Source organism: Natronococcus occultus SP4 (assembly GCF_000328685.1).
GTDB classification, from domain to species: Archaea; Halobacteriota; Halobacteria; order Halobacteriales; family Natrialbaceae; genus Natronococcus; species Natronococcus occultus.
The window spans coordinates 2353216-2375200 of sequence record NC_019974.1 but is presented as its reverse complement, the minus strand read 5'-3'; the positions used below and the strand labels follow the sequence as shown (position 1 = coordinate 2375200).

The 21985-nt window shown below is 65.1% G+C and carries 24 protein-coding genes and 1 pseudogene; 10 read left to right on the top strand and 15 right to left on the bottom strand.

What is annotated here, in order from left to right; genetic code table 11:
* Positions 1 to 81 precede the first annotated feature (81 nt).
* Positions 82 to 924, top strand: coding sequence for a polyprenyl synthetase family protein (locus NATOC_RS11835; RefSeq protein ID WP_015321687.1), 843 nt, complete (start codon positions 82 to 84; stop codon positions 922 to 924).
* A 21-nt stretch (positions 925 to 945) separates the two neighbouring features.
* Here NATOC_RS11835 and NATOC_RS11830 read toward each other — a convergent pair whose 3' ends face one another.
* Positions 946 to 2058: a DUF373 family protein gene (locus NATOC_RS11830; RefSeq protein ID WP_015321686.1), complete on the bottom strand. Its 1113-nt coding sequence runs from the start codon at positions 2056 to 2058 to the stop codon at positions 946 to 948.
* Between the two features lie 151 nt (positions 2059 to 2209).
* Here NATOC_RS11830 and NATOC_RS11825 point away from each other — a divergent pair, with 151 nt between their 5' ends.
* Entirely contained in the window at positions 2210 to 3205 is a 996-nt protein-coding gene (locus tag NATOC_RS11825; protein WP_015321685.1) for a radical SAM protein, read from the top strand.
* Positions 3206 to 3269: 64 nt separating this feature from the next.
* Positions 3270 to 3485: a hypothetical protein gene (locus NATOC_RS11820; RefSeq protein ID WP_049888758.1), complete on the top strand. Its 216-nt coding sequence runs from the start codon at positions 3270 to 3272 to the stop codon at positions 3483 to 3485.
* A gap of 404 nt (positions 3486 to 3889) precedes the next feature.
* On the opposite strand, the gene NATOC_RS11815 is transcribed toward NATOC_RS11820, so the two are convergent.
* Together NATOC_RS11815 and NATOC_RS21140 are read right to left on the bottom strand one after the other, a co-directional pair.
* Complete coding sequence (locus tag NATOC_RS11815) at positions 3890 to 4135, bottom strand: HalOD1 output domain-containing protein (RefSeq protein ID WP_015321684.1); 246 nt, start codon at positions 4133 to 4135, stop codon at positions 3890 to 3892.
* Positions 4128 to 4517, bottom strand: a complete 390-nt coding sequence (locus tag NATOC_RS21140) for a DUF7344 domain-containing protein (protein ID WP_015321683.1) — start codon at positions 4515 to 4517, stop codon at positions 4128 to 4130. The genes NATOC_RS11815 and NATOC_RS21140 overlap by 8 nt, the downstream gene beginning before the upstream one ends.
* Before the next feature lie 634 nt (positions 4518 to 5151).
* On the opposite strand from NATOC_RS21140, the gene truA reads away from it, so the two are divergent.
* Entirely contained in the window at positions 5152 to 6021 is an 870-nt protein-coding gene (gene truA / locus NATOC_RS11810; RefSeq protein WP_015321682.1) for a tRNA pseudouridine(38-40) synthase TruA, read from the top strand.
* A 42-nt stretch (positions 6022 to 6063) separates the two neighbouring features.
* The gene (locus NATOC_RS11805) at positions 6064 to 6306 is read left to right on the top strand and encodes a hypothetical protein (protein WP_015321681.1); all 243 of its coding nucleotides are present in this window, start codon (positions 6064 to 6066) and stop codon (positions 6304 to 6306) included.
* Between the two features lie 6 nt (positions 6307 to 6312).
* Here the strand turns inward: NATOC_RS11805 and NATOC_RS22370 are convergent, their stop codons facing one another.
* Together NATOC_RS22370 and NATOC_RS11800 are read right to left on the bottom strand one after the other, a co-directional pair.
* Positions 6313 to 6489: a hypothetical protein gene (locus NATOC_RS22370; protein WP_015321680.1), complete on the bottom strand. Its 177-nt coding sequence runs from the start codon at positions 6487 to 6489 to the stop codon at positions 6313 to 6315.
* Between the two features lie 79 nt (positions 6490 to 6568).
* Positions 6569 to 7960 carry a M28 family metallopeptidase gene (locus tag NATOC_RS11800; protein ID WP_015321679.1) on the bottom strand — a complete coding sequence of 464 codons (1392 nt, stop codon included), beginning with the start codon at positions 7958 to 7960 and terminating at the stop codon, positions 6569 to 6571.
* Positions 7961 to 8052: 92 nt separating this feature from the next.
* On the opposite strand from NATOC_RS11800, the gene pepF reads away from it, so the two are divergent.
* A complete protein-coding gene (pepF, locus tag NATOC_RS11795) occupies positions 8053 to 9846 on the top strand; it encodes an oligoendopeptidase F (RefSeq protein WP_015321678.1) in 1794 nt (597 codons plus the stop codon).
* Between the two features lie 24 nt (positions 9847 to 9870).
* Here pepF and NATOC_RS21935 read toward each other — a convergent pair whose 3' ends face one another.
* On the bottom strand, positions 9871 to 10029 hold the full coding sequence (locus NATOC_RS21935; protein WP_015321677.1) for a hypothetical protein: 159 nt from the start codon (positions 10027 to 10029) through the stop codon (positions 9871 to 9873).
* Positions 10030 to 10135: 106 nt separating this feature from the next.
* On the opposite strand from NATOC_RS21935, the gene NATOC_RS11790 reads away from it, so the two are divergent.
* The 4 genes from NATOC_RS11790 to NATOC_RS11775 all read left to right on the top strand — a co-directional run bounded on the left by NATOC_RS11790 (position 10136) and on the right by NATOC_RS11775 (position 13434).
* Positions 10136 to 11077 carry a hypothetical protein gene (locus NATOC_RS11790; protein WP_015321676.1) on the top strand — a complete coding sequence of 314 codons (942 nt, stop codon included), beginning with the start codon at positions 10136 to 10138 and terminating at the stop codon, positions 11075 to 11077.
* Positions 11078 to 11180: 103 nt separating this feature from the next.
* A complete protein-coding gene (gene pan2, locus NATOC_RS11785) occupies positions 11181 to 12410 on the top strand; it encodes a proteasome-activating nucleotidase Pan2 (protein ID WP_015321675.1) in 1230 nt (409 codons plus the stop codon).
* A 93-nt stretch (positions 12411 to 12503) separates the two neighbouring features.
* A complete protein-coding gene (locus NATOC_RS11780; protein WP_015321674.1) occupies positions 12504 to 12983 on the top strand; it encodes a pyruvoyl-dependent arginine decarboxylase in 480 nt (159 codons plus the stop codon).
* Positions 12984 to 13041: 58 nt separating this feature from the next.
* Positions 13042 to 13434, top strand: a complete 393-nt coding sequence (locus NATOC_RS11775) for a DUF5811 family protein (RefSeq protein ID WP_015321673.1) — start codon at positions 13042 to 13044, stop codon at positions 13432 to 13434.
* Between the two features lie 25 nt (positions 13435 to 13459).
* Here the strand turns inward: NATOC_RS11775 and NATOC_RS11770 are convergent.
* The 9 genes and pseudogenes from NATOC_RS11770 to NATOC_RS11730 form a co-directional block, all read right to left on the bottom strand.
* A pseudogene (locus NATOC_RS11770) lies at positions 13460 to 13861 on the bottom strand (DUF6276 family protein).
* Positions 13862 to 13867: 6 nt separating this feature from the next.
* The gene (locus tag NATOC_RS11765; RefSeq protein WP_015321672.1) at positions 13868 to 14623 is read right to left on the bottom strand and encodes a V-type ATP synthase subunit D; all 756 of its coding nucleotides are present in this window, start codon (positions 14621 to 14623) and stop codon (positions 13868 to 13870) included.
* Positions 14624 to 14758: 135 nt separating this feature from the next.
* Entirely contained in the window at positions 14759 to 16402 is a 1644-nt protein-coding gene (locus NATOC_RS11760) for a long-chain-fatty-acid--CoA ligase (RefSeq protein ID WP_015321671.1), read from the bottom strand.
* Positions 16403 to 16543: 141 nt separating this feature from the next.
* Positions 16544 to 17959 carry an ATP synthase subunit B gene (locus NATOC_RS11755; RefSeq protein ID WP_015321670.1) on the bottom strand — a complete coding sequence of 472 codons (1416 nt, stop codon included), beginning with the start codon at positions 17957 to 17959 and terminating at the stop codon, positions 16544 to 16546.
* A 1-nt stretch (position 17960) separates the two neighbouring features.
* Positions 17961 to 19724: an ATP synthase subunit A gene (locus NATOC_RS11750; RefSeq protein WP_015321669.1), complete on the bottom strand. Its 1764-nt coding sequence runs from the start codon at positions 19722 to 19724 to the stop codon at positions 17961 to 17963.
* A gap of 2 nt (positions 19725 to 19726) precedes the next feature.
* On the bottom strand, positions 19727 to 20065 hold the full coding sequence (locus NATOC_RS11745) for a V-type ATP synthase subunit F (protein ID WP_015321668.1): 339 nt from the start codon (positions 20063 to 20065) through the stop codon (positions 19727 to 19729).
* Positions 20062 to 21114, bottom strand: coding sequence for a V-type ATP synthase subunit C (locus NATOC_RS11740; RefSeq protein WP_015321667.1), 1053 nt, complete (start codon positions 21112 to 21114; stop codon positions 20062 to 20064). The genes NATOC_RS11745 and NATOC_RS11740 overlap by 4 nt, the downstream gene beginning before the upstream one ends.
* Positions 21111 to 21692 (bottom strand): V-type ATP synthase subunit E, encoded by a 582-nt coding sequence (locus NATOC_RS11735; protein WP_015321666.1) that lies wholly within the window; start codon positions 21690 to 21692, stop codon positions 21111 to 21113. The genes NATOC_RS11740 and NATOC_RS11735 overlap by 4 nt, the downstream gene beginning before the upstream one ends.
* A gap of 21 nt (positions 21693 to 21713) precedes the next feature.
* Positions 21714 to 21977 carry a hypothetical protein gene (locus NATOC_RS11730; protein WP_015321665.1) on the bottom strand — a complete coding sequence of 88 codons (264 nt, stop codon included), beginning with the start codon at positions 21975 to 21977 and terminating at the stop codon, positions 21714 to 21716.
* Positions 21978 to 21985 lie beyond the last annotated feature (8 nt).

The following is a 21985-nucleotide window of genomic DNA, read 5'->3' as shown; positions in this document are numbered from 1 at the left end:
GACAAGGGACGTCCGAACGCGGAACGCGAGGCGCCGTCGATAACCGTCACCTACTTTTTCGCCCTCTCCTAAGCGCGGGTAATGGAACGGCTGGAGCGCCGACGGGCGCTGATCGAGGAGCGTCTCGTCGCCGTCGTCGACGGGGTCGATCCCGAGACGCTCAACGAAGAGGTACGCCACGTCGCGCTCTCGGGGGGCAAGCGCGTCCGACCGATGGTGACGCTGCTTGCCTGCGAGACCGTCGGCGGCGACCCCGAGGACGCCGTCGACTTCGGCGTCGGGATCGAGCTCGTCCACAACGCGTCGCTGGTGATCGACGACATTATCGACCGCTCGGACCTGCGCCGCGGCACCACAAGCGCCTGGGCGGAGTTCGGTCACGGTCCCGCGATTATCACCAGCGACGGACTGCTCGGGGAGGCGTTCGCCCTCTTTTCTGCTGATCCCCAGGCCACCCAGGTCGTCGCCGAGGCGATGGTCGAGCTCGGCGTCGGCGAGGCGACCGAGCTCGCCTCCCAGCCGACCAACGAGGCGGAGTACATGACCCTCGCCAGGCGAAAGACCGGTGCCCTGTTCCGGGCTGCAGCCGAGCTCGGCGCGATCGCGGCCGACTCGGATCCGTTCGCCGTGGAGGCGCTCGGCGAGTACGCCGAACGCGTCGGCGTCGCCTTCCAGATCCGCGACGACGTCCTCGACGCCGTCGCCGATCCCGACGAGCTAGGAAAGCCGACGGGTCACGACGCCGCCCTCGAGCGCCCCTCGGTGGTTCAGGTAACCGATCTCAGTCCCGAGGAGGCAAACGCCCGCGCCCGCGAGGAGGCCGATCGGGCGATCGATGCCCTCGAACGGGTCGACGCCGTCGACCGGGAGGCACGGGAGTATCTGCGCGAGCTCGCGGAGTTCGTCGTCGAACGCGAACAGTAGTTCAGCGCCGCTCGTACCGCTTCAGGCGCTTTCGGTCCGGCGTGGCTCCTCGCCATCGTCCTCCGAGAAGTGTGACTCGGCGACCGCGAAGGTGAGCGTGCTCACGATACCGAGCAGCGTCCCCGCGGTCAGCGCGGTCGCGAGGACGGTGAGCCCGACGATACCCAGGAAGTACGCGCTCACCGCATAGAGGACGATCGCGATCGAGACGACGTAAAACGGTGCGTTGAGGTAGCGCCACTCGAGGCGACCCGCGATGTACTCGTCGGTGATCTGGCCGAGGCTCGTCGTGACGCCGGCGGCGGCGAACCACTGGACCGAGCCGTACAGCAGCGCCGACAGCATGACGGGAACGCCGACCTCGCCGGCAGCTTCGGCCTGGATCCGTTCGAGCTCGTTGGCTCCACTGACGCCGCCGAGAACGAGCAGGGCGGCGGCGACAACGTACGCAAGCAGTGTCGTTCGGCCGGCGTACAGCGACCGCCTGGCGCCCTCGACGGCCTCGTCGAGGCGCTCGCCGAGCCCGAGCCCCCGGGAGATCAGGTAGAAGCCAAGCAGCGTCGAGGTCACGCCTAGCACGACGCCGGGCATCTCGAGGACGGTGCCGATCAGCGCGAGCGGGTAGATCAACAGGAGGATCCCGATCGGAATGAGGACGGTGCCGCGGGTCTCGGGATCGTTCAGTACCTGCTTGAACGTGTAGTACATCGATTCGAGGTTCTGGGCCTGCCTGACGACGACACGGCGCACGCCGTCGATGGGGACCCGCGAGCGGATGACCGGAATCACCGACTCGTCCTGTGCGCCGTCGGTGACGACCAGGGCGGTGACGTCCTCGGCCGTCGAGAGGCTCGCGAGGACGGTGTCGACCTCGTCGCCGACCTCGCGGTTGGCGTCGACGTCGCCGTCCTCGTTGCCCGTGACGATGGCGACCTCGACGCTCTCGCCGCGAGCGGCGAGGTCGTCGTAGATGTGGACACCCTGGAAGGCGACGTTGACGTCGGAGTCCTCGGGGTCCGTGGTCGCCAGCGCGACGGCTGCCTCCTCGACGGCGTCCCGACCGATCACCGGCGTCGTGAACTCGGTCTTCCGGCCGAGGTCGTCGTCGAGATCGACACACAGGACCAACAGCATCGGGTCGTGGTTGGATACCACGGTATTTCGGTCTTCTGGGAGCGACGAAACTCCGGGCCATCGTCGCTGATCGGCCCGTGTGAACCTCGGACAGGATCGGACGCGGCCGTTCCGCACAGTTTTTGGGGCTTGGCCGGTTACGTCCCATCGAATGATATCGAAGGGCTGTGAGCAGTGCGCGAAAGGCGGCAAGATGGTGCTGTTCGTCTACGGTTACTGCGACCAGCGCGACTGCTTTTACTGCCCGCTCGGCGAGAACCGCAAGAACGTCACCGACGTCTACGCGAACGAACGGCAGGTCGAGGACGACGCGGACGTCCTCGAGGAGGCCCACCGGATGGACGCTCTGGGAACCTCGATCACCGGCGGCGAACCCCAGGAGGCCTTAGAGCGCACCTGTCACTACCTCGAACTGCTCAAGGAGGAGTTCGGCGAGGACCACCACACCCACCTCTACACCGGAATCACGGGCGGTCGCGAGAACATGCGCAAACTCTCGGAAGCCGGCTTAGACGAGATCCGCTTCCACCCGCCCTACGAGCTGTGGGGCGACATGCACGGCACTGAGTGGGAGGAGATTCTCTACATCGCCCGCGAGGAGGGGCTAACGCCGGCCTTCGAGATCCCCGGCATCCGCGCCGAGGAGGAGTTCCTCGAGTTTCTCGACGAGGGTGCCGCCGACTTCTGTAACGTCAACGAGTTCGAGATGTCCGACGGGAACTACCGCCGGATGCAAGAGGAGGGATACGAGCTCAAGGAGGGTCACATGAGCGCCGTCGACGGCTCCCGCGAGGAGATCCTCGAAGTGATGGGCGACCACGAACGGGTCTACTTCTGTACCTCCGTTTTCAAGGACGCGGCCCAGCACCGCCGTCGACTGAAGCGGGCCGCCCGTAACGTCCGCCGGGAGTTCGACGACGTCACCGACGACGGCACGCTCGTCTACGGGAAGACGTACGCCGATCCCCAGCAGTTCGTCGAGCTCGGCGTCCCCGAGGAGTTCTACACCGTCAAATCCGACCACGTCGAGGTCGCCTGGTGGCTCTTAGAGGAGATGATCGAGGAAGGGGATCTCGAGGACGGCGAGATCGTCGAGCAGTATCCAACATACGACGGGCAGGTCGTCGAGCGGACGCCGCTGGCGTGACTTCTGTACCGCGAGCGAACAGCGTGAGCGAGCGGTCTTTTTCATCGAAGTTTTTGCGTGAGTGGTGCGCCAAGGGCGCACCCGAACGGAAAAAGTTCGCGACGCGGTATCCAACATACGACGGGCAGGTCGTCGAGCGGACGCCGCTGGCGTAACGGAGTTCGTCCGAGCCGACGAGCTCCGGACCGTCGAGGACGGCCACCGCAAGGAGTGGGAGGTCGAGGGCGTGACGATGGAGATCGCCGTCGAACCGGTTGCGGCGGCGGAAGCGTCGGACTAAGCGTAAAACCGGATTTCCGTTACCGGTAGTTGGTAATCCGATTTTTTGTCTGGTCGTGATGTCGAACCCAGAACGGTCGATCGTTATGGAGAGCGTGCGAACGTAACGCTGTTACTTCTATCAGCTATCCGTGGTGTTGATAGAACCGTGCTGAATACAGCGCGCGAATGTTGCACGAGATCCGGCTTAATTTGAGACAGTGGCGATTGATCAGTACAGGCGAAGGATCTAACGGCGCGTGCTGCGATCTGTCCCCTAACTGGTAGGACAATTGATGAATATTTAGAGTCAGACTTTAACCTGGCAAGAATTCCGGCCCAAAGCAAAGTGATTGGATCAAGTATGGTCGCATATCTTCTACAGAGATACAGCGAGAGTGCCTCGGGGCTTGACCCCGAGGTACTTCACCGCGTCACCTTGCTCGAGGTATACAGTTCTCCGTCAACGAATATCTGTTCGTCCTGGGTTATGGTGACTTGATGAGCAGCATATTGGAACGTAAAGCTCCATTCGCCCTTTTCTGGTCCAGATAGATTCTCTAACATTCCTGGGTCGATGTATGTGTAAAGCGGGTCGAGTTCTTCTTGATCTACGCCATCCACGTTAGCTATCGCTTCGACGACTTTGACGACGAGGTCAGTCTCAGTCATCTGCACCTAGTTCCCCTAAAACCCGACAGTTTTTGAGCAAGGAATCGGGAATCTCCTCTATCGATTCGAACACCTTCTCAACGATGAATTCCGCTTCGGCAAAATTGGGTCCACGCTGGGCACAGAACGGTTCAGACTCCCAATGAACGTATCCTACGTCGGCGAGCTTCGGAAGGTGGTGATGTCGCAGCTTGATGGCTAACGTTTCGGAATCCATTGATTGGTTGGGCGACTCTGCAGCGTCAGGTAGTGGAACCCGTTGATCCGGGGGCGCATCCCGCAACGAAATAATGATCTCTCGTCGTGGCTCGGCCGAAAGAACATCAAATAACTGATCCCACCGCTCTGCCCATTTCTGTTCATTAGGTGAATTGAATGACATACCATTCCCAGTTTCTCCAATCTATTCAGGCTTGCCAATCGATAATGCGGCATACTATCGGGAAAGAAAATTCTACAGAGATACAGCGAGAGTGCCTCGGGGCTTGACCCCGAGGGAGAATCGCGTAAGCTATATGACGCATCCCACCGTATTGACGAGTACAGTTGCGACGTGGATTAAAGACCGTAATCCGAAGCAACTGCGCGCAGTTGCGAGGAATGCGACACCTCTCAAAACCCGCGTCCTTGACGTGGTGAGACGGGTGTTGTCGGGTCGTGGTGGAGCGACCGACCCCCACGGACGCACCGAGCGTTCGGGTGTTAATTCCAACCGACCCATTTCGGGAAGGTCGAGGGGAATTAAATTCGCCTGCGCCCACCCGTCCGTTTCTGGACGGCATGGGCAAAACGGTGAAGCCTCAGGGCTTGTCCCCGAGGTACTTCACCTTGTTTTGGCCACAGGGTTCACTGATTTTGGGTGGAACAAACGGGATCGTCGTGCTGGATTAAACGTGTTGGCCGAGCTGGCGGGCGCTGTATCCCCTCCCTACGCCCTCGCGTTGCTCGGGCGTTGAGGAAAGGGGGCTTAGCGCCCTCCATTACAGCTAACACGTCGGCTCCCCTAGGGTTACGCGATGCCGATGCGCGCGTACCGGATCGCCTACGACGGAAGCGACTACCGCGGCTTCCAGCGCCAGCCCCAGCCCGACGTCCCGACCGTCGAGGACGTCCTGTTCGACGCGTTGCGGGCGCATGGCGTCCTCGAGCCCGACGCCGACAAACCGACGGGGTACGCGGCGGCGGGCCGAACCGACGCGGGCGTCTCGGCGCTCTCCCAGACGATCGCGTTCGAGGCGCCCGACTGGCTCGCGCCGCGGGCGTTTAACGGCGAACTCCCCGCCGACGTCCGGGCCTGGGCGGTCGCCGACGCGCCCGCCGACTTCCACGCGACCCACCACGCGAGCCGGCGCGAGTACACCTACCACCTCCACGCTCCCCCGGCCCACCCCGCCGAGGACGTCGACGACCCCGAGGCGACGGCGACGTCCTCGCGGGTCGACGACGAGCGGTTCCACGCGGCCTGTGACGCGCTCTCGGATGCCCACGACTTTCACAACCTCACGCCCGACAATCACAACACCGAGCGCTCACCGACCCTCGAGGCGACGCGGGACGGCAACTACCTCGTCGTCACCGTGACGGCCGACGGTTTCGCCCGCGAACTCGTCCGTCGGCTCGTCTCGCTCGCGCGTGCGGTCGGGGCCGGCGAGCGTACGCGTGCGGACCTCGAGCGCGCGCTCGCGCCCGAGCCGTTGCCCGGCCACGAGGGGATCGCACCGGCCCCGCCCGAGCCGCTCGTGCTTACCGACGTCGACTACCCCGGCCTCGAGTTTACGGTCGACGAGACGGCCGCAGCGAGCGCTCGGACGGTGTTCGACGCCCGTCGGGTCGAGCGACGGACGGGGGCCCGGGTCGCGGGCGAACTCGGGGACGGGCTGCGGTGACTCGGGGAGAGCGTTTTTCACGCCCCCGTTCGACGGACGGGTATGGAGCTCTCGCCGGAGGAGTACGGCGCCTACTGGCGCGCCTCGATCTACGTCGCCGCGGGCGTCGTGCTGGTCGTTCTGAGTTATCGATTCGTCATCTCGACGCTGTTCGCCCAGTCCGAGGGCGGACCGATCGCGGTCGGAGTGTTCCTGTTCGGAGCGGTGACCTTCGTCGGCTGTGTCGTCGCGATGCTCGGAATCGCCCGGGTCGTCAGAACCGCCGTCGACGCGGAAATGCGCTGAAAACGGCTAGTTCGGTGCCGCGGACTCACCGACCGACCCGATCTCGGCTCGCTCCTCCCGCGAGACGACGTACCGAACGACCTCCCGCTGGGTGTGTTTGCCGACCAGATGCTCCTCGAGATCCCGGTCTAGCTCCAGTACCTCCTCGCAGACCGGACACGAAACTGGTGGGTCGAATGTCATGTTCTCATGCTCGTCGAGAACGGGCAAACCGATACAGCCTGCATGTGCTCGCAACCGCACCACGGTGTCGGGGCGGGTCTCAGTCCCACTCCGACGGCCAGACCTCGGCCGCGCGCATCCCGGCGACGTAGTTCTGGGCCTCGAAGCGCTCGCGAAGCTCGTCGGCCGACACCCGTGGGACCTCGGTCCGGGTCAGCTCGCGGACCAGTAGCGCGGTCAGCATAGCGTGCTCCCGCAGGTTGCGCGGCTCGACCTTGTCGCGGGTGTCGGCCGCGGTGTGGCCCCAGCCCCGCCCGCGCTCCCCGCCGTCGGCCGGCTCGCTGTGAAGCTGTAGCGAGGGGACACCCGCCCGGAGGAACGGCCAGTGGTCGCTGAACGGGTGCGGGTCACGGTCGTGAACGATCGGCTGACCGACCGACTCGGCGACGTCCGCCGCGAGGTCCGCCAGCGTCGCCGAGGCGTGCGAGAGCGCCTTCAGATTCCGGAAACGGCCGGCGCCGTCGACGTTGACGACCGCCCGTACCGACTCGGGGTCGACGTCCAGGGCCAGCGCCTCGGCGCCCAGCAGCCCGATCTCCTCGCAGCCGACCCCGGCGATCCGAACCCGACAGTCGAGGACGTCCTCGATGTCGGCCAGAATCGACGCGGCGCCGGCGACGGTCGCGATCCCGCAGCCGTTGTCCAGCGCGCCCTCGGCGATGTCGTGGGCGTCGTAGTGGGCCAGAACGAGGACTTCCTCGTCGGTCTCGGGGCCCAGCGTCCCGTGGACGTTCCGGCTCGTGCCGTCGGTCGTCGCGGCGTCGACGCGCAGCCGAGCCCGGGCGCCGCGGTCGGCGTACTCGACGAGCCAGTCGTGGGTTTCGGCGCTGACGCCGACGCCGGGAATCGCGGCCTCGGCATCGAACTTCAGGGCGCCCGTCGGCGGTAGCTGGCCGGGGACGTGGTTAGCGAAGACGAAGGCCTCGGCCCCCGCAGCGACCGCGTGGCCGAACTTCTCCATCCGGTGGACGAACCGCCGCTCCGGGGGCGTCGTCGTGCTCGCGACCGCGATCGTACCCTGGAGGTCGACGTCCTCGATCTCTTCGGGGGTGCCGTAGCCGACGTCGACCAGCGGTCCCTCGAGGTCGCCCGGCGGACAGTACGGGAGCGCCGTCGCCTCGAAGGAACGCTCACTCGCGACGGCGTCGGCCGCGCCGTCGTCGACGTCGGTAATCGCGAACTCGGTCGCCCCCCGCTCCCAGTACTGCATCGGGAACTCGTCGGTTCGGCGCCCCGAGACGCCCGCGTCCTCGAGAGCGTCCCCGACGATCGCTGCGGCTCGCCGTTCGCTCGGGGATCCCCCCATCCGGTGGGGAAGTGCCGTCAGTCGGGTCAGCAGCTCCCAGGGTCGGTCGTCGGCCCACGCGCGGCCGAGCGCTCGCTCGAGGGTCGGGTCGCGGTCGCGAGTCGTCGCTCCGGCGTCGTCGTCCATATCCTGGCGTTTCGCGTCGACGATCAAAAGCCGTCGGGTGGTCGATGTGGGGCTTCGATACCCTTTACCAGCTTCGTTCCGAACTGCCGTCCATGAGTTCCGTTCCGGAGCGCTCGGAGATCGACGAGGAGTACACGTGGGATCTCGAGAGCATCTACGCGACCGACGACGACTGGGAGGAGGCCTACGAGGCGGTCGCCGAGCGCGTCGACGAACTCGAAGCCTACGAGGGGGAGGCGACCGAGGACGCCGAGACGCTGTATGCCGTCCTCGAGCTTCGCGACGAGATCATGCGGGAGGTGGCGACGGTGTTTTCCTACGCGCGGATGCGACGCGACGAGGACACGACCGACCAGGAGGCCCAGGCGATGACCGCCCGGGCACAGTCGCTTGCGGCCGACGCCCAGTCGGCCGCGTCGTTCATCGAGCCCGAACTCCAGGAGCTGACCCGCGAGGAGTTCGAGGCGATGGTCGACGACGTTCCCGAACTCCAGACCTACGACCACTACGTCGACGACGTGTTGCGGATGAAACCCCACACGCGATCGTCGGAGGTCGAGGCGCTGTTGGCCGACCTGAGCGAAGTAACGGGCGCGACGGGAGAGGTGTACAACATGCTCTCGAACGCGGACATGTCGTTCCCGACCGTCGAGGACCCCTCGGGCGAGCCCGTCGAGATCACCCAGAGCAACTTCACGAACCTGCTCAAGCGTCCCGACCGCGAGTTCCGCAAGGAAGTCTACGAGGCGTACTTCGACGAGTGGAGCGACGTCCGGAACACGGTCGCGGCGTCCTACAAGAACAGCGTCAAGGCCGACGTCAAGATGGCCCGGGCGCGTGACTACGACACCGCCCGCGAGGCGGCCCTCGACGGGCCGAACGTCCCCGTCGAAGTCTACGACAACCTCGTCGACACCGTCAACGACAACCTCGACAAGCTCCACCGCCACGCCGAGCTCAAACGCGATGCGCTCGAGGTCGACGAGCTGCGGATGTGGGACCTGTACATGCCCCTGACCGCAGACGAGGGGCCGACGGTCGAGTACGACCAGGCGACCGAGTACGTCGTCGACGCGCTCGAGCCCCTGGGCGAGGAGTACCGGTCCCGCGTCGACGAGGGACTCGATTCGCGCTGGGTCGACGTCTACGAGAGCGAGGGGAAACAGTCGGGCGCGTACTCTGGCGGGACGTACGACACCCAGCCCTTTATCCTGATGAACTACCAGGACGACATCGCCTCGATGTACACCCTGGCCCACGAGCTGGGTCACTCCATGCACTCCGAGCTCACGAGGGAAGAACAGCCCTACGTCTACTCCGACTACGAGATCTTCGTGGCCGAGGTCGCCAGCACGGTCAACGAGGCGTTGTTGACGAGCCACCTCCTCGAGACCGTCAAGGACCCGCACTTCCGCAAGCACGTCCTGAACGAGTTCCTCGAACGGGTTCGCTCGACGCTGTATCGCCAGACGCTGTTCGCGGAGTTCGAACACGAGGCCCACCGCCTCGAGGAGCAGGGCGAACCGCTCACCGCCGACCGCCTCGACGAGATCTACGGCGGACTCAAGGAACGGTACTACGAGCCGGCCGCGATCGACGACCGCATCGCCCGCGAGTGGATGCGCATTCCCCACTTCTACCGGGCCTTCTATGTCTATCAGTACTCGACGGGGATCTCCGCCGCGCTGGCGATCGCCGACGGCATCGAGGACGACGGCCAGGAGGCAGCCGAGAGCTACCTCGACTTTCTCCGACGGGGCTCCCGCGAGTACCCCCTCGAGCTGCTACGGATCGCCGGCGTCGATATGGGGAGCGCGGAGCCGATCGGCCGCGCGCTCGAAACCTACGGCCAGCGCCTCGACGAACTCGAGGAACTGCTCGCGTAGACCGCTGCCGACGCTACGTTTCCGTCAGCGGTCGAGCCGAAGGTACGCGACTCCGACCGCGATCAGTACCGCGCCGAAGCCAGCGACGAGGAGTTCCTCGACGAGCAGCCCGTAGCCGACCATCGCGATCCCGGCGAGCCCGTGCGAGGCGACGATCAGCGGCCGCCGACGTTCCCGGTTCACGTTCGCCCGGACGAACGCGGGGCCGATATATCGTTCGTCCTCGGGCTGTCGGATCCGACGGAACCACCGAAAGAGCGATACGATTACCGGTTGACGTTTCGAAAGAATGCGAGAGCGAATCGTCGACATCCTTCGACAGCCGGAGTACACGGGCGAGAACCGGTGTACGCCGTGTACGGCACTCAACGCTGCGATCGCCGCCGCGATCGGTGCCGTCCTCGCTCGCCGATCCAGAGCCGCGGGCCTGGTCGCCGTCGGCGTCTCCGCCGCCGCGATCTGGCTGCGGGGGTACCTCGTCCCGGGAACGCCCGAACTGACGAAGCGCTACCTGCCGTCCTCGGTGCTGCGCCTGTTCGGCAAGGACCCCGAGCCGGAACTGCACAGCGGACTCGGCGCGGGCGAGGACGCGGCCGACCCCGATCCCGAGCGCGAGGACGCCGCGCTCTCGAGCGCGACCCCGGGGGTCGACGGCGCTGCTTCCGAACGCGGGCGCCAGGACGACACCGACCGTCCGCAGTCATCCGACCCCGAGACGTACTTCCTCGAAACCGGCGTCGTCGAACCATGCGCGGAGATCGACGACCTCTGTCTGACCGCGTCGTTCGAGGACGACTGGAGCGCGGCGATCGACCGGGTCGACGCCGACGTCCTCGCGGCCGCGGACGCCGCCGCGGCGCTGGGGTTCGATGTCGACGCTGGCGAGTTCGAGATCGACAGCCACGGCGACGACGCGCGGACGCTTCGGCGGGACGGACGGCTGCTCGGCAAGTGGCCCTCGCAGGCCGCCCTCGTCGCCGACGTCACCGCCGCCCGCGTCCTCGAGTCCCGGGACGACGACTGGCCGAGCTACGAGCCCCGGACGAAAGGCGAGTTGCTCAACGGCCTGCGACTGTTCCTCGAGACCTGTCCGACGAGCGGGGGCGAGGTCGTCATGGGCGAGGAGACCGTCGAGTCGTGCTGTCGCTCCCACGAGGTCATCGCCGTCTCCTGTGGCGAGACGGGCGAGCGGCTCTTCGAGTACCCCGTCTCCCAGCTCGATCTCGAGTAGCCCGTGAACGGATTCGTCCGTCCTCGAGCAACGGAATTCGGCGACGATCTTCCTCCGGGACCCAAAGGCACATTTATCGTCGAAAACTAACCGCCTATAACAGATGTCTCGAAGCCCGTCTATCCCCGACCGACCCCACCGCGAGATCGATCCCGATCTCCCCGACGACGAGCGACTCGAGGCGCTTCGCGACCACTTCGAGGACCTCGCCGACGTCAACGAGCAGCTCTCCGAGCAGCTCGACGAAGCCGAGGGCCGCAGACAGCGCCTGCAGGAGAAAGCAGACCGGGTCGAACGCGAGAACGAGACGCTGAAGAGTTCCTCGCTGTACATCGCGACCGTCGAGGACGTAATCGACGAGGAAGTCATCGTCAAACAGCACGGCAACAACCAGGAGGTGCTGACGGACGTCTCCCCGCGGCTGCTCGAGCGCGTCGAGGCCGGCGACCGCGTCGCCGTCAACGACTCCTTTGGAATCCAGACGATCCTCGAGGCCGAGACCGACGCCCGCGCCCAGGCGATGGAGATCACCGAGCGACCGGAGGTCGATTACACGGATATCGGCGGGATCGACGAGCAGATCCAGGAGGTCCGAGAGGCCGTCGAGCAGCCCCTGACCAACCCCGAGATGTTCGAGGAGGTCGGCATCGATCCGCCAAGCGGCGTGCTCCTACACGGGCCGCCGGGGACAGGGAAGACGATGCTCGCGAAGGCGGTCGCTCACGAGACCGACGCCACCTTCATCAAGATGGCCGGCTCCGAACTCGTCCGGAAGTTCATCGGCGAGGGCTCCCGGCTCGTCCGGGACCTCTTCGAGATGGCCCGCGAGCGCGAGCCCGCTATCATCTTCATCGACGAGATCGACGCCGTCGCCACCACCCGCACCGAGTCCAAGACCTCCGGCGACGCCGAGGTCCAGCGGACGATGATGCAACTCCTCAGCGAGATGGACGGTTTCGAGGCCCGCGGTGAGATCCGCATCATCGCTGCAACCAACCGCTTCGACATGCTCGATCGCGCGATCCTCCGGCCGGGCCGGTTCGATCGTCTCATCGAGGTTCCCGAGCCTAACCGGGAGGGTCGCGAGCAGATCCTCTCGATCCACACCCGCGGCATGAACGTCGCCGACGACGTCGACTTCTCGGCGCTGGCCGACGATACGGAGGGGTACTCCGGCGCGGACATCGAGAGCCTCGCCACCGAGGCCGGGATGTTCGCGATCCGGAACGAACGCGAGGAGGTCCGCCAGCAGGACTTCCGGGACGCCTTGGAGAAGATCGAGGAGGACGACTCGAGCGACGTCGTCTCCTCTGCGGGCTACTTCTACCAGTAGGACGTCGTTCTCTCTTCGCCGTTCACAGACGCGGAGTGGCCTCCCGTAGCGACGGATCGCAACGCCTTACGCCGCGCGGCCCCAACCGCAGCCATGAGCATGATTCGCGTCGTCTGGGGAACCGGCTCGGCGCCCACGAAGATGGCCTCTTACGACGCCGCGCTGGCCGCAGCCGGCGTCGAGAACTACAACCTCGTCTCGGTGTCGTCCGTTATCCCGGCGAACACTGACGTCGAGGCCGTCGGCACCGCGCCCGATCTGGGCCCGGTCGGCGAGCGTCTGACGGTCGTCGAAGCGCGTGCGACCACCGCCGGGCCGGGCCGGGCGAGCGCGGCACTGGCCTGGAACCAGTCCGTCGACGGCGGACCGGGGCTGTTCTACGAGACGTCCGGCGAGATGGACCGCGAGGACGTCGAACGTCGCGTCCGGGAGGGTCTCGAGTCCGGCCAGGAGCTGCGAGACTGGCCGTTCGACGAGCCAAGCGTCATCGTCGAAAGCAGCCGAGCCGAGGCGGGGACGTACACGACGGCGCTGGCGCTTGCGGTTTACGGCGAAAGCGAGCCGATCTGTTGAGCTGCCTCAAAGCGAACGCTTTTCACTCGGAAGCCCTATACACAGGATACAACTTCTCATGAACGGAAATACGCCGTATGCAGGGCTGCCGGGCGAGACTGGTGCCGGTCAGCGCGCCGCGGCGGACGTGCCCGAGCTCTCGCGGACCCAGAAGCGAACGCTCAGCCGCGACGTTTCGCGGATCGCCGCCCGAACCCGGGAGTTTCTGCCCGACGAGTACGTCGTCGACGCCGACGTCGCCACTGGTCAGGCCGGCTTCCAGGTCACCGTCGCCGTCCAGCCCCCGGTCGGTCACCCCGTCAGCGCCGGCTTCCGTCCCGACCTCGAGGACGCGGCCGAGGAGCTCATCCCGGCCGACGAGCGCGACGAGGTCGCCCGCGGACTGGCAGCCAGCGCCGCCTTGCAGGTCAAACAGGCCGTCAGCGACAACGTGACGCCGACTGCGAAGTAGCGGTAGCGGTTAGCGGCTCTCGCCGTCAGTACAGCAACTGTTCGAGCTGGTGGCGTCGCCGTTCGAGGTCGACGGCCGGCTCGAGGTCGGGATCCGCGACGAGTCGATCGATCACCAGCAACGGGTCCGCTCCGGCGCGTTCGACGTCCTCGAGCAGCGACTAGATCGCGGCGCGGTTGGTCGCAAGCGACGAGCACAGATCGATCGCGAGAACCAGCGGAACTGCCCGCTCGGGACGGGTCGGGACGGCGTCGCTGATCCGGCCGAAGTCGGGGTCGGCGGGCTCGGCGGCGGGCTCGACTGGATCGACAGTGAGACAGCGCGTGCAGACGCTAATTATCGCGGCGTTCGACGGCGCGTGGTCGCGGTACTCGGCAGAAAGGGAGAGTGCGATCGTCGCGTCGGAACCACACGCCGAACAGGCCATCGGGTCTCAGTCGCCGCCGGGGACGCCGCCCGCGGTCGACTGCCCCATCTCCTCGGATTCGGTCCCAGCGGTGTCGCCGGTCGCGGCCTCCTCGGTTTCCTCGACGTCGTCTTTGGCCTCGCGCTCAGCCTTCTCTTCTTCCTCTTTTTTCTGTTTGATCTTCTTCATCCGGAACGTCTCCTCGCGCTCTTGCTCCTCGAGTTTCTGCTCGATGTACTCCTGGCTGTCGTAGAGGTCGGGCAGGAGCTTGAACTCCAGCTCGTTGACGCGCCGTTTGGTGGTCTCGATCTCCCGGAGCATCTTCTTCATCGCCGTCTCGACCTCGGCGGCGAGGATGATGCTCTCGAGGAGGTCCTCGTAGGCCTCGGCGGCCTCGTCAATGCGCGCGGAGGTGCCCATGATCCCGTAGCCGCGCTGATCGAGGCTCTTCGTGACTCGCGAGGACTCGATCTGCGGAACGACGACGCCCATGATGTTTTTCGACTCGGTGGTGATCTCGGGGTGTTCCTGCAGGGCCGCGGCGGCGCCCCGAACGGCGACGTCGCCCTCCATCGCCCGGGCCATGTTGATCTTCTTCTGGGCGTCCTCGTAGTCGTCGGCGAGGTCGCCACGGACGTCCTGGGCCTTGTCCAGGATGTCCATGAACTCCATGATCAGCCCGTCCCGTTTCTTCTCCAGGGTCCCGTGCCCGCGCTCGGAGAGTTCGATTCGGTCCTCGATCTCCATCAGATTCTTGCGGGTCGGTTTGACGTCCTTGGCCATCTTGTGGATGGATTACGTTCCCAGTCGGATAACTGTTTACAGTTTTCGTTGGTGCGGAAGACGGCGTCTCGACCGTCTCCGTCCGGTCACTGGCCGTCGATCCGGCGCCGTGACTCGAAGCGAGACGACGCGCGGCTACCCCTGACCGACCATCCCCTCTTCCTCGTCCCACTCCTGCTCGCGAAGTTCGTACTTCTGGACTTTCCCGGTCGCGGTCGTCGGGAGTTCGGCGACGAACTCGATTCGCTGGACGGTCTTGTAGTTCGCGAGGTGTTCCCGGGTGAACGCGACGAGGCCGTCCTCGCTGACGCCCGGCTGGTCCGGATCGCCGCTCTCCGGAACGACGAACGCCTTCGGCGTCTCGCCCCACTGCTCGCTGGGTGAGGGGATGACGGCAGCGTCGGAGACCTCCGGGTGGTCGAAGAGGGTGTCCTCGAGTTCGATGCTCGAGATGTTCTCCCCGCCGGAGATGATGATATCTTTCTTGCGGTCCTGGATCGCGATCATCCCGTTCTCGTCGATCGTCGCGAGGTCACCGGTGTGGTAGTAGCCCTCCACGCGATCCGAGAAGGCCTCCTCGGTCTCCTCGGGTTTGTTCCAGTATCTCTCCATGACCTGGTTCCCGCGGACGACGACCTCGCCGAGCGTCTCGCCGTCCCGGGAAACGTCCTCGCCGTCCTCGTCGACGACCCGAACCTCGGTACCCATGAAGCCAAGTCCCTGGCGTTTCTTGACCGCGAACCGGCCGTCGCTGCCGTCGTCGAAGTGGCGCCGGGCGTCCGAGGTCGTGATCAGCGGCCCGGTCTCGGTGGCGCCGTAGACGTGTTTCAGGTACCAGCCGAACTCGTCCTCGACGGTCCGCAGCGTCGCCTCCGGCGGCGCCGACCCCGCGGTCGCGATCCGGACGTCGTTCGCGCCCGTCGTCTCGACTGCGTTGTCCCCGTAGTAGTCGATCAGCATGTTCAACACCGTCGGCGCCCCACAGAGGTAGGAGACGTCCTCCTCGCGGATCGTCTCGAAGAGCCACTCGGCGTCGACCCCGCGGGTACAGACGTGTTTCGCGCCCATCCCCGTGACGGCGTAGATATGTCCCCAGCCGTTGACGTGGAACATCGGCAGCGTCCAGAGGTAGATATCGTCGTCGGTGAGGTTCTGGTGGACCGCGACCAGGTAGGCGTGGATCGTCTCGCCACGATGGGTCCGGCAGACGCCCTTCGGATCGCCCGTCGTCCCCGAGGTGTAGTTGATCGTGATGATCTCGTCTTCGTGCATTTCAGGACGGTCGTACTCGGGCGTGGCGTCCTCGAGGACCTGCTCGAAGTCCTCCCAGTCACCGTCGGACGAGTCCGACGAGGATCGCCCGCCTTCGATGGCGTCGACGTCGTTCGTGATGAACGTCTCCGTCGGTACCTCGTCGCGGATCTCCTCGATCCGGTCGGCGTACTCGTAGTCGGCATAGATGGCGTCGACGCCGGCGTCCTCGAGGATGTACGCGAAGTCCTCGGGCGTGAGCCGGTAGTTCAGCGGCGTGTGAACCGCGCCGATTTGCATCGAGCCGTAGGCCGCCGCGAGGTGGTAGTGGGTGTTCGGGTCGAGCACCGCCACGCGGTCACCCTTCTCGATACCGCGCTCCTGCAGCGCCGCGGCGAACCGATCAGCACGCTCGCCGAGTTCGTCGTAGGTGAACCGTTCGCCGTCAGTACCGACGACGGCTTCCGTCTCGCCGTAGTGGGTTCGCGCCCGATCGAGAAACTCCGTGACGAGCAGTGGTTTCTGCATCGAGTCAACCTCAAGCAACGATCGTTATGTTCGTTTTGATTCCGACGGCGGACGGAGTCATCGGTGATCGGGCCGTGTACGACGGTCGTCTGAAAAAACCGAACCTGCAGGCCGCGGACGCGTTTGCGGCGTTTCGCCGCGCTAGGCCTCGACTTCGGCGGTCTCGGCTTCCTCGTCGCGGTAGTACTTCTCGATGAGGTCCTCGTCGATCCGGTTGAGCGCCTCCTTGGGCAGCATCGACAGCAGGTCCCAGCCGAGATCGAGTGTTTCCTCGATCGAACGGTCGGTGTCGTACCCCTGCTGGACGAACTCCGCCTCGAAGCGGTCGGCAAAGTCGAGGAACTTGTTGTCGCGCTCGGATAGCGCCTCGCGACCGACGATGTTCACCAGGTCACGAAGGTCTTCACCCTCCGCGTAAGCGGCGTACATCTGGTCGGAGACGTCGCCGTGGTCCTCACGGGTCAGGCCCTCGCCGATCCCGTCGTCCATCAGCCGCGAGAGGCTCGGCAGGACGTTTACCGGCGGCTCGACGCCCTGACTGTTCAGGTCCCGGTCCATCACGATCTGCCCCTCCGTGATGTAGCCGGTCAGGTCCGGAATCGGGTGGGTGTCGTCGTCGCCGGGCATCGTCAGGATCGGAATCTGCGTGACCGATCCTTCCTTGCCCTCGATCCGGCCCGCACGCTCGTAGAGCTGTGCCAGGTCGGTGTACATGTAACCGGGGTAGCCACGCCGGCCCGGAACCTCCTCGCGGGCCGCACCGATCTCGCGCAGTGCCTCGCAGTAGTTGGTGATGTCGGTCAGGATGACCAGCACGTGGTAATCCTTCTCGAAGGCGAGGTACTCGGCCGTGGTGAGCACGAGCCGCGGCGTGACCTGGCGCTCGACGGCCGGGTCGTCCGCGAGGTTCATGAAGACGACCGATCGCTCGAGCGCACCCGTGCGCTCGAAGTCCTGCATGAACTCGTTTGCCTCCTCCTGGGTGATCCCCATCGCGCCGAAGATGACTGCGAACTCGGAGCCGTCCTCGTCGTCGCCCTCCTCCTCTTCCGGCACCGTCGCCTGCCGGGCGATCTGGAGCGCGAGCTCGTTGTGAGGCAGCCCCGAGCCGGAGAAGATCGGCAGCTTCTGGCCCCGGACCAGCGTGTTCATGCCGTCGATGGCGGAGACGCCGGTCTGGATGAACTCCTCCGGGTACTCCCGGGAGTAGGGGTTGATCGCTTCGCCGACGATGTCGACGCGGTCGTCGGGAACGATCTCCGGGCCGCCGTCGATCGGGTTTCCGGAGCCGTCCAGCACCCGCCCGAGCAGGTCCTCGGTGACGGGCATCTTCATCGTCTCACCGAGGAACCGAACGGAGGCGTTACGGTCGATACCGCCCGTTCCCTCGAACACCTGGATCGAGACGAGTCCGTCGCTGGACTCCAGGACCTGCCCACGAAGGGTCTCGCCCTGTGGCGTTTCGATCTCGACCATCTCGTCGTACCCGACGGGTTCGTCGACCTCGGCGAACACCAGCGGACCGCTGACTTCCGTGATTGTCTGGTACTCTTTCATGTTAGTACAGTGCTCTGATCTGCTCTTTGAGATCCGATTCGAGCTCGTCGATGAACTCGTTCCAGTCGTCGGCGACGCCCATCCGGTTGAGCTGGGGTGCAGCGTCGACGTCCTGGATCTCCTCGACGGGAACGCCGGCCTCGAGGGCCTCGAACGCCTCGTCGTTGAACGTCTTGATCGCGCCGAGCATCCGGTAGGTCTTCTCCGGATCGCAGTAGGTGTCGACGTCGTGGAACGCGTTCTGCTGGAGCCACGCCTCGCGCAGGTAGCGAGCGACCTCGAGGGTCAGCTGCTGGTCCTCCGGCAGGGCGTCCTTCCCGACGAGCTGAACGATCTCCTGGAGCTCGTCCTCCTCGTCGAGGACGTCGATCGCCCACTGGCGTCGCTCGGGCCAGTCGTCGGCGACGTTCTCCCGGAACCACGGATCGAGCTGCTGGCGGTACAGCGAGTACGACTCGTTCCAGTTGATCGAGGGGAAGTGGCGTCGCTCGGCGAGGTCGGCGTCGAGCGCCCAGAACGTCTTCACGATACGCAGCGTGTTCTGGGTGACCGGCTCCGAGAAGTCCCCGCCGGGCGGGGAGACGGCGCCGATGACCGAAATCGATCCCTCGTCGCCGTTGATCAGCTGGAACTTGCCGGCGCGCTCGTAGAACTCCGAGAGCCGCGCGGCGAGATAGGCGGGGTACCCCTCCTCGCCGGGCATCTCCTCGAGTCGGCTCGAGATCTCTCGCATCGCCTCGGCCCACCGGGAGGTGGAGTCTGCCATCAGCGCGACGTCATAGCCCATGTCGCGGAAGTACTCTGCGATGGTGATCCCCGTGTAGATACAGGACTCGCGGGCTGCCACCGGCATGTTGGACGTGTTCGCGATGAGACACGTCCGGGACATCAGCGGCTTCCCCGTCTTCGGGTCCTCGAGTTCGGGGAAGTCCTCGATGACTTCCGTCATCTCGTTGCCACGCTCGCCACAGCCGACGTAGACGACGATATCAGCGTCGGCCCACTTCGCGAGCTGGTGTTGGGTGACGGTCTTTCCGGAGCCGAAGGGACCGGGAATCGCCGCGGTTCCGCCCTTCGCGATCGGGAACAGGCCGTCGAGGATCCGCTGTCCCGAAACCAGCGGCACCGTCGGCGTCTCCTTCTCGTCGGACGGGCGGGCCCGGCGGACGGGCCACTCCTGGTGCATCGTGATCTCCTCGCCCGAGTCGAGTTCGGCGATCACTTCGTCGACCGTGAACTCGCCGCGCTCGATCGAGGTGATCTCCCCGCCCTCGTAGTTCGGCGGCACCATCACCTTGTGGGTGATACTCTCCGTCTCGGGGACCTCGCCGATCACGTCGCCGGGTTCGACGATCTCGCCCTCGGCGACGGAGGGAGTGAACTCCCACTCCTTCTCGAAGTCGATGCCGGGCGCGTCGACCCCACGGTCGAGAAACGCCGACCCCATCTTCTCCTCGAGCTCGTCGAGGGGACGCTGGACGCCGTCGTAGATGGCGTTTAGCATCCCAGGTCCGAGGTCGACCGAGAGCGGCTCGCCCGTGTTCTCGACGGGTTCTCCCGGACCAACACCGGAGGTCTCCTCGTACACCTGAATCGTGGTCAGGTTCCCTTCGATCTCGATGACCTCGCCCATCAGTCCTTCGTCGCCGACGTAGACGACGTCGTTCATCCGGGCGTCGAGGTCCGTGGCGGTCACGACCGGACCGCTCACGCTTTCGATTACACCGTCTTCGTCGACGGATTCGATGTCTTCTGCCTGGCTCATAGTTACGTGTCCTCTTGCTCGTCCTCGTCCATGAGGTCGATACCGATCGCGCGCTTGATCTGGTCGCGCAGCCCGCCGCCACCGGTTCCGCTACCGATCGTGACGACGACCGGTTCGACGCTCGTCTCGACGTCCTGACGGACGCCCCGCGAGAGGTACTCGAGGTCGTCGTCGTGCATGACGACGATCCCGACCCCCTCGTCCTCAAGGGCAGCCGTCGCGGCGTCGTCGAGCGATTCCTCCTTCTCGTCCTCGGGAACGTTCTCGAAGCGGCGAACGCCCGCGAGGCGGAATCCGGTGGTGAACTCCGGACTGCCGACGACTGCGATTTCCTGGCTCATTGGATCACCAGTTCCTCCTCGATCTCGCTTTCGGAAAGCCCGACCTCGCGGCCGCGTGCGATCGCACGGATGTTCTCGACCTCGCGTTCCTTCGCGAGGATGTACGACAGGACGGCCGACACGGAGGTCGGGTAGATACTCGAGAGCATGTCAGCGTACTCGAGCAACGCAGCGTCTAGTGCGTGCTCGAACTGGATAAGGCTATCAGCATCGCGCAACCGTGACAGCGCCTGCGAGAGTCGGTTGCCGTAGCGCTTGCTCTCGGCGATGTGATCGACGAGCTCGTCAGGGTTGGCGACAAGCTGGTTGAGGTCGGACTCGTCGAACAGCACACCTCCTTCGATGTAGTAACTGGCCGGATCCAGATCCGCGCCACTGCGGGCAAGCCGCAGGGCGTTTCGTGCGTTTCGGAAGTCGATCTCGGCCTGGAGGAACTCGACGTATTTGGCCTCCGGACCTTCCTGTGGGCGGCCGAGGTCGTCGAGCAGATGCTCGTAGAACTCCCGGTCGAGAGCGTTCTCGAGGGGAACGAGCGTGTTCGTTTCTTCGAACTCCTCGGAGGCGTCCTCGAGCGGCTCGGCGTAGGTCGTCCCATCGAGCAGTTCAACGACGTCTTCGATCGCTTCGACCTCGAGCAGCCGATCTAGCGTCGCATCCTCGAGTTCGCCAGCACGAATCAGGTCCGTCCGGATCTCTTCGGCAGGTGTGTCCGTGTAGATCCCACGGATAATCGTCTTGATGTTCCAGACGTCGAACTTTCGGAGATACCGAGCGATGAGGTCGTACAGTCGACCCTCGGACCACTCGAGCAGGTCTCCGAAGTGTTTCGCGAGATTGCGGTTGAGGGCGTGTTCGATCAGGTCGACACCCGAAAACCGCGCACCGAGTTCGTTGATCTCGCGTTCGTACTCCGACTCCTCCATAAAGCGTGCGATTCCGCTTGGCCCCATACGGACGAGTTTGCGATAATCCTCGTCCGTGAACAGCGCTGCTTTGCGTGCACGGACACGAGCGCTGACGTATTCCGTGTTCGAGGCGCCTAAGCTCATTGCTCGAAGAGCCGGTTGCTGATCTCCTGGAGGTTGTCCTCCCAGACGTCCTCGAGCACCGAGTCGAAGGTGTTGTTGACTCGAACGCGGGATTGGTCGCTTTCGACGACGACGCCGCCGAGACAGTCGTATTCGTCGGCGTACTCGTAGCCGTCGTAATCCTCGAGAATCGACTCGATCAGCTCCTCGTCGTCAGCACGGCCGTAGACGCGAACGGTGTCTGCGTTCTCGAACTCGGCGCTGGATGTCTCGACGAGTGCTCGCGTAAGCTCCTCGCGGGTCTCGCCTTCGAGGTTGGCGAGTTCGGCTTCGACGTGCTCGCGGACGTCACTGAGGACGTCGCGTCTGGCCTCCAGGCGTTTCTGTTTCGCCTCCAGTTTGGCACTGGAGAGTCGCTGTTCACGCAGTTGCTCGATCTCGCGCTCGGCGTTTCCCTCGGCCTCCTCGAGGATTTCGTCGGCATCGTCCTCGGCTTCCGAGATGATCTCCTCGGCGCGAGATTCGCCCTCTTCGCGCAGTTCCTCCGCACGCGCGTGGGCCTCTTCTCTGATGTCCTCGACGACTGTGTCCAAACTCATTGGTGGGAGAAGGGGGTATGCTTAGATAACGAAGACGACGACGAGCGCGAAGATGACGAGCGTCTCCGGCAGGACTGTCATAATCAGGCCCGGCACGAAGAGGTCGTCGTCTTCCGCGATTGCGCCGACTGCAGCGGCCCCGATACCACGCTCGGCGTATCCGGCTGCGAGCGCCGACAGACCGACGGCGAGGGCGGCTGCACCTTCATCGGTCAGGAACGGGGACTCTTCGACGGCTCCATTCTGTAGCACGGTCTCGGTCGCGAGTACAAGTTCTTCCATCATGGGTTATA

What these genes read in the sequence shown, in the direction of transcription:
- NATOC_RS21140 (WP_015321683.1), bottom strand. Translation starts at nt 4,517, where the DNA reads ATGTCATTCAATTCACCTAATGAACAGAAATGGGCAGAGCGGTGGGAT.
- NATOC_RS11765 (WP_015321672.1), bottom strand. Translation starts at nt 14,623, where the DNA reads ATGGCCAAGGACGTCAAACCGACCCGCAAGAATCTGATGGAGATCGAG.
- NATOC_RS11745 (WP_015321668.1), bottom strand. Translation starts at nt 20,065, where the DNA reads ATGAGCCAGGAAATCGCAGTCGTCGGCAGTCCGGAGTTCACCACCGGA.
- NATOC_RS22370 (WP_015321680.1), bottom strand. Translation starts at nt 6,489, where the DNA reads ATGACATTCGACCCACCAGTTTCGTGTCCGGTCTGCGAGGAGGTACTG.
- NATOC_RS11750 (WP_015321669.1), bottom strand. Translation starts at nt 19,724, where the DNA reads ATGAGCCAGGCAGAAGACATCGAATCCGTCGACGAAGACGGTGTAATC.
- NATOC_RS11815 (WP_015321684.1), bottom strand. Translation starts at nt 4,135, where the DNA reads ATGACTGAGACTGACCTCGTCGTCAAAGTCGTCGAAGCGATAGCTAAC.
- NATOC_RS11825 (WP_015321685.1), top strand. Translation starts at nt 2,210, where the DNA reads ATGATATCGAAGGGCTGTGAGCAGTGCGCGAAAGGCGGCAAGATGGTG.
- NATOC_RS11730 (WP_015321665.1), bottom strand. Translation starts at nt 21,977, where the DNA reads ATGATGGAAGAACTTGTACTCGCGACCGAGACCGTGCTACAGAATGGA.
- NATOC_RS11830 (WP_015321686.1), bottom strand. Translation starts at nt 2,058, where the DNA reads ATGCTGTTGGTCCTGTGTGTCGATCTCGACGACGACCTCGGCCGGAAG.
- pan2 (WP_015321675.1), top strand. Translation starts at nt 11,181, where the DNA reads ATGTCTCGAAGCCCGTCTATCCCCGACCGACCCCACCGCGAGATCGAT.
- NATOC_RS11755 (WP_015321670.1), bottom strand. Translation starts at nt 17,959, where the DNA reads ATGAAAGAGTACCAGACAATCACGGAAGTCAGCGGTCCGCTGGTGTTC.
- NATOC_RS11790 (WP_015321676.1), top strand. Translation starts at nt 10,136, where the DNA reads ATGCGAGAGCGAATCGTCGACATCCTTCGACAGCCGGAGTACACGGGC.
- NATOC_RS11800 (WP_015321679.1), bottom strand. Translation starts at nt 7,960, where the DNA reads ATGGACGACGACGCCGGAGCGACGACTCGCGACCGCGACCCGACCCTC.
- NATOC_RS11735 (WP_015321666.1), bottom strand. Translation starts at nt 21,692, where the DNA reads ATGAGTTTGGACACAGTCGTCGAGGACATCAGAGAAGAGGCCCACGCG.
- NATOC_RS11775 (WP_015321673.1), top strand. Translation starts at nt 13,042, where the DNA reads ATGAACGGAAATACGCCGTATGCAGGGCTGCCGGGCGAGACTGGTGCC.
- NATOC_RS11740 (WP_015321667.1), bottom strand. Translation starts at nt 21,114, where the DNA reads ATGAGCTTAGGCGCCTCGAACACGGAATACGTCAGCGCTCGTGTCCGT.
- truA (WP_015321682.1), top strand. Translation starts at nt 5,152, where the DNA reads ATGCCGATGCGCGCGTACCGGATCGCCTACGACGGAAGCGACTACCGC.
- pepF (WP_015321678.1), top strand. Translation starts at nt 8,053, where the DNA reads ATGAGTTCCGTTCCGGAGCGCTCGGAGATCGACGAGGAGTACACGTGG.
- NATOC_RS11780 (WP_015321674.1), top strand. Translation starts at nt 12,504, where the DNA reads ATGAGCATGATTCGCGTCGTCTGGGGAACCGGCTCGGCGCCCACGAAG.
- NATOC_RS11805 (WP_015321681.1), top strand. Translation starts at nt 6,064, where the DNA reads ATGGAGCTCTCGCCGGAGGAGTACGGCGCCTACTGGCGCGCCTCGATC.
- NATOC_RS11835 (WP_015321687.1), top strand. Translation starts at nt 82, where the DNA reads ATGGAACGGCTGGAGCGCCGACGGGCGCTGATCGAGGAGCGTCTCGTC.
- NATOC_RS11760 (WP_015321671.1), bottom strand. Translation starts at nt 16,402, where the DNA reads ATGCAGAAACCACTGCTCGTCACGGAGTTTCTCGATCGGGCGCGAACC.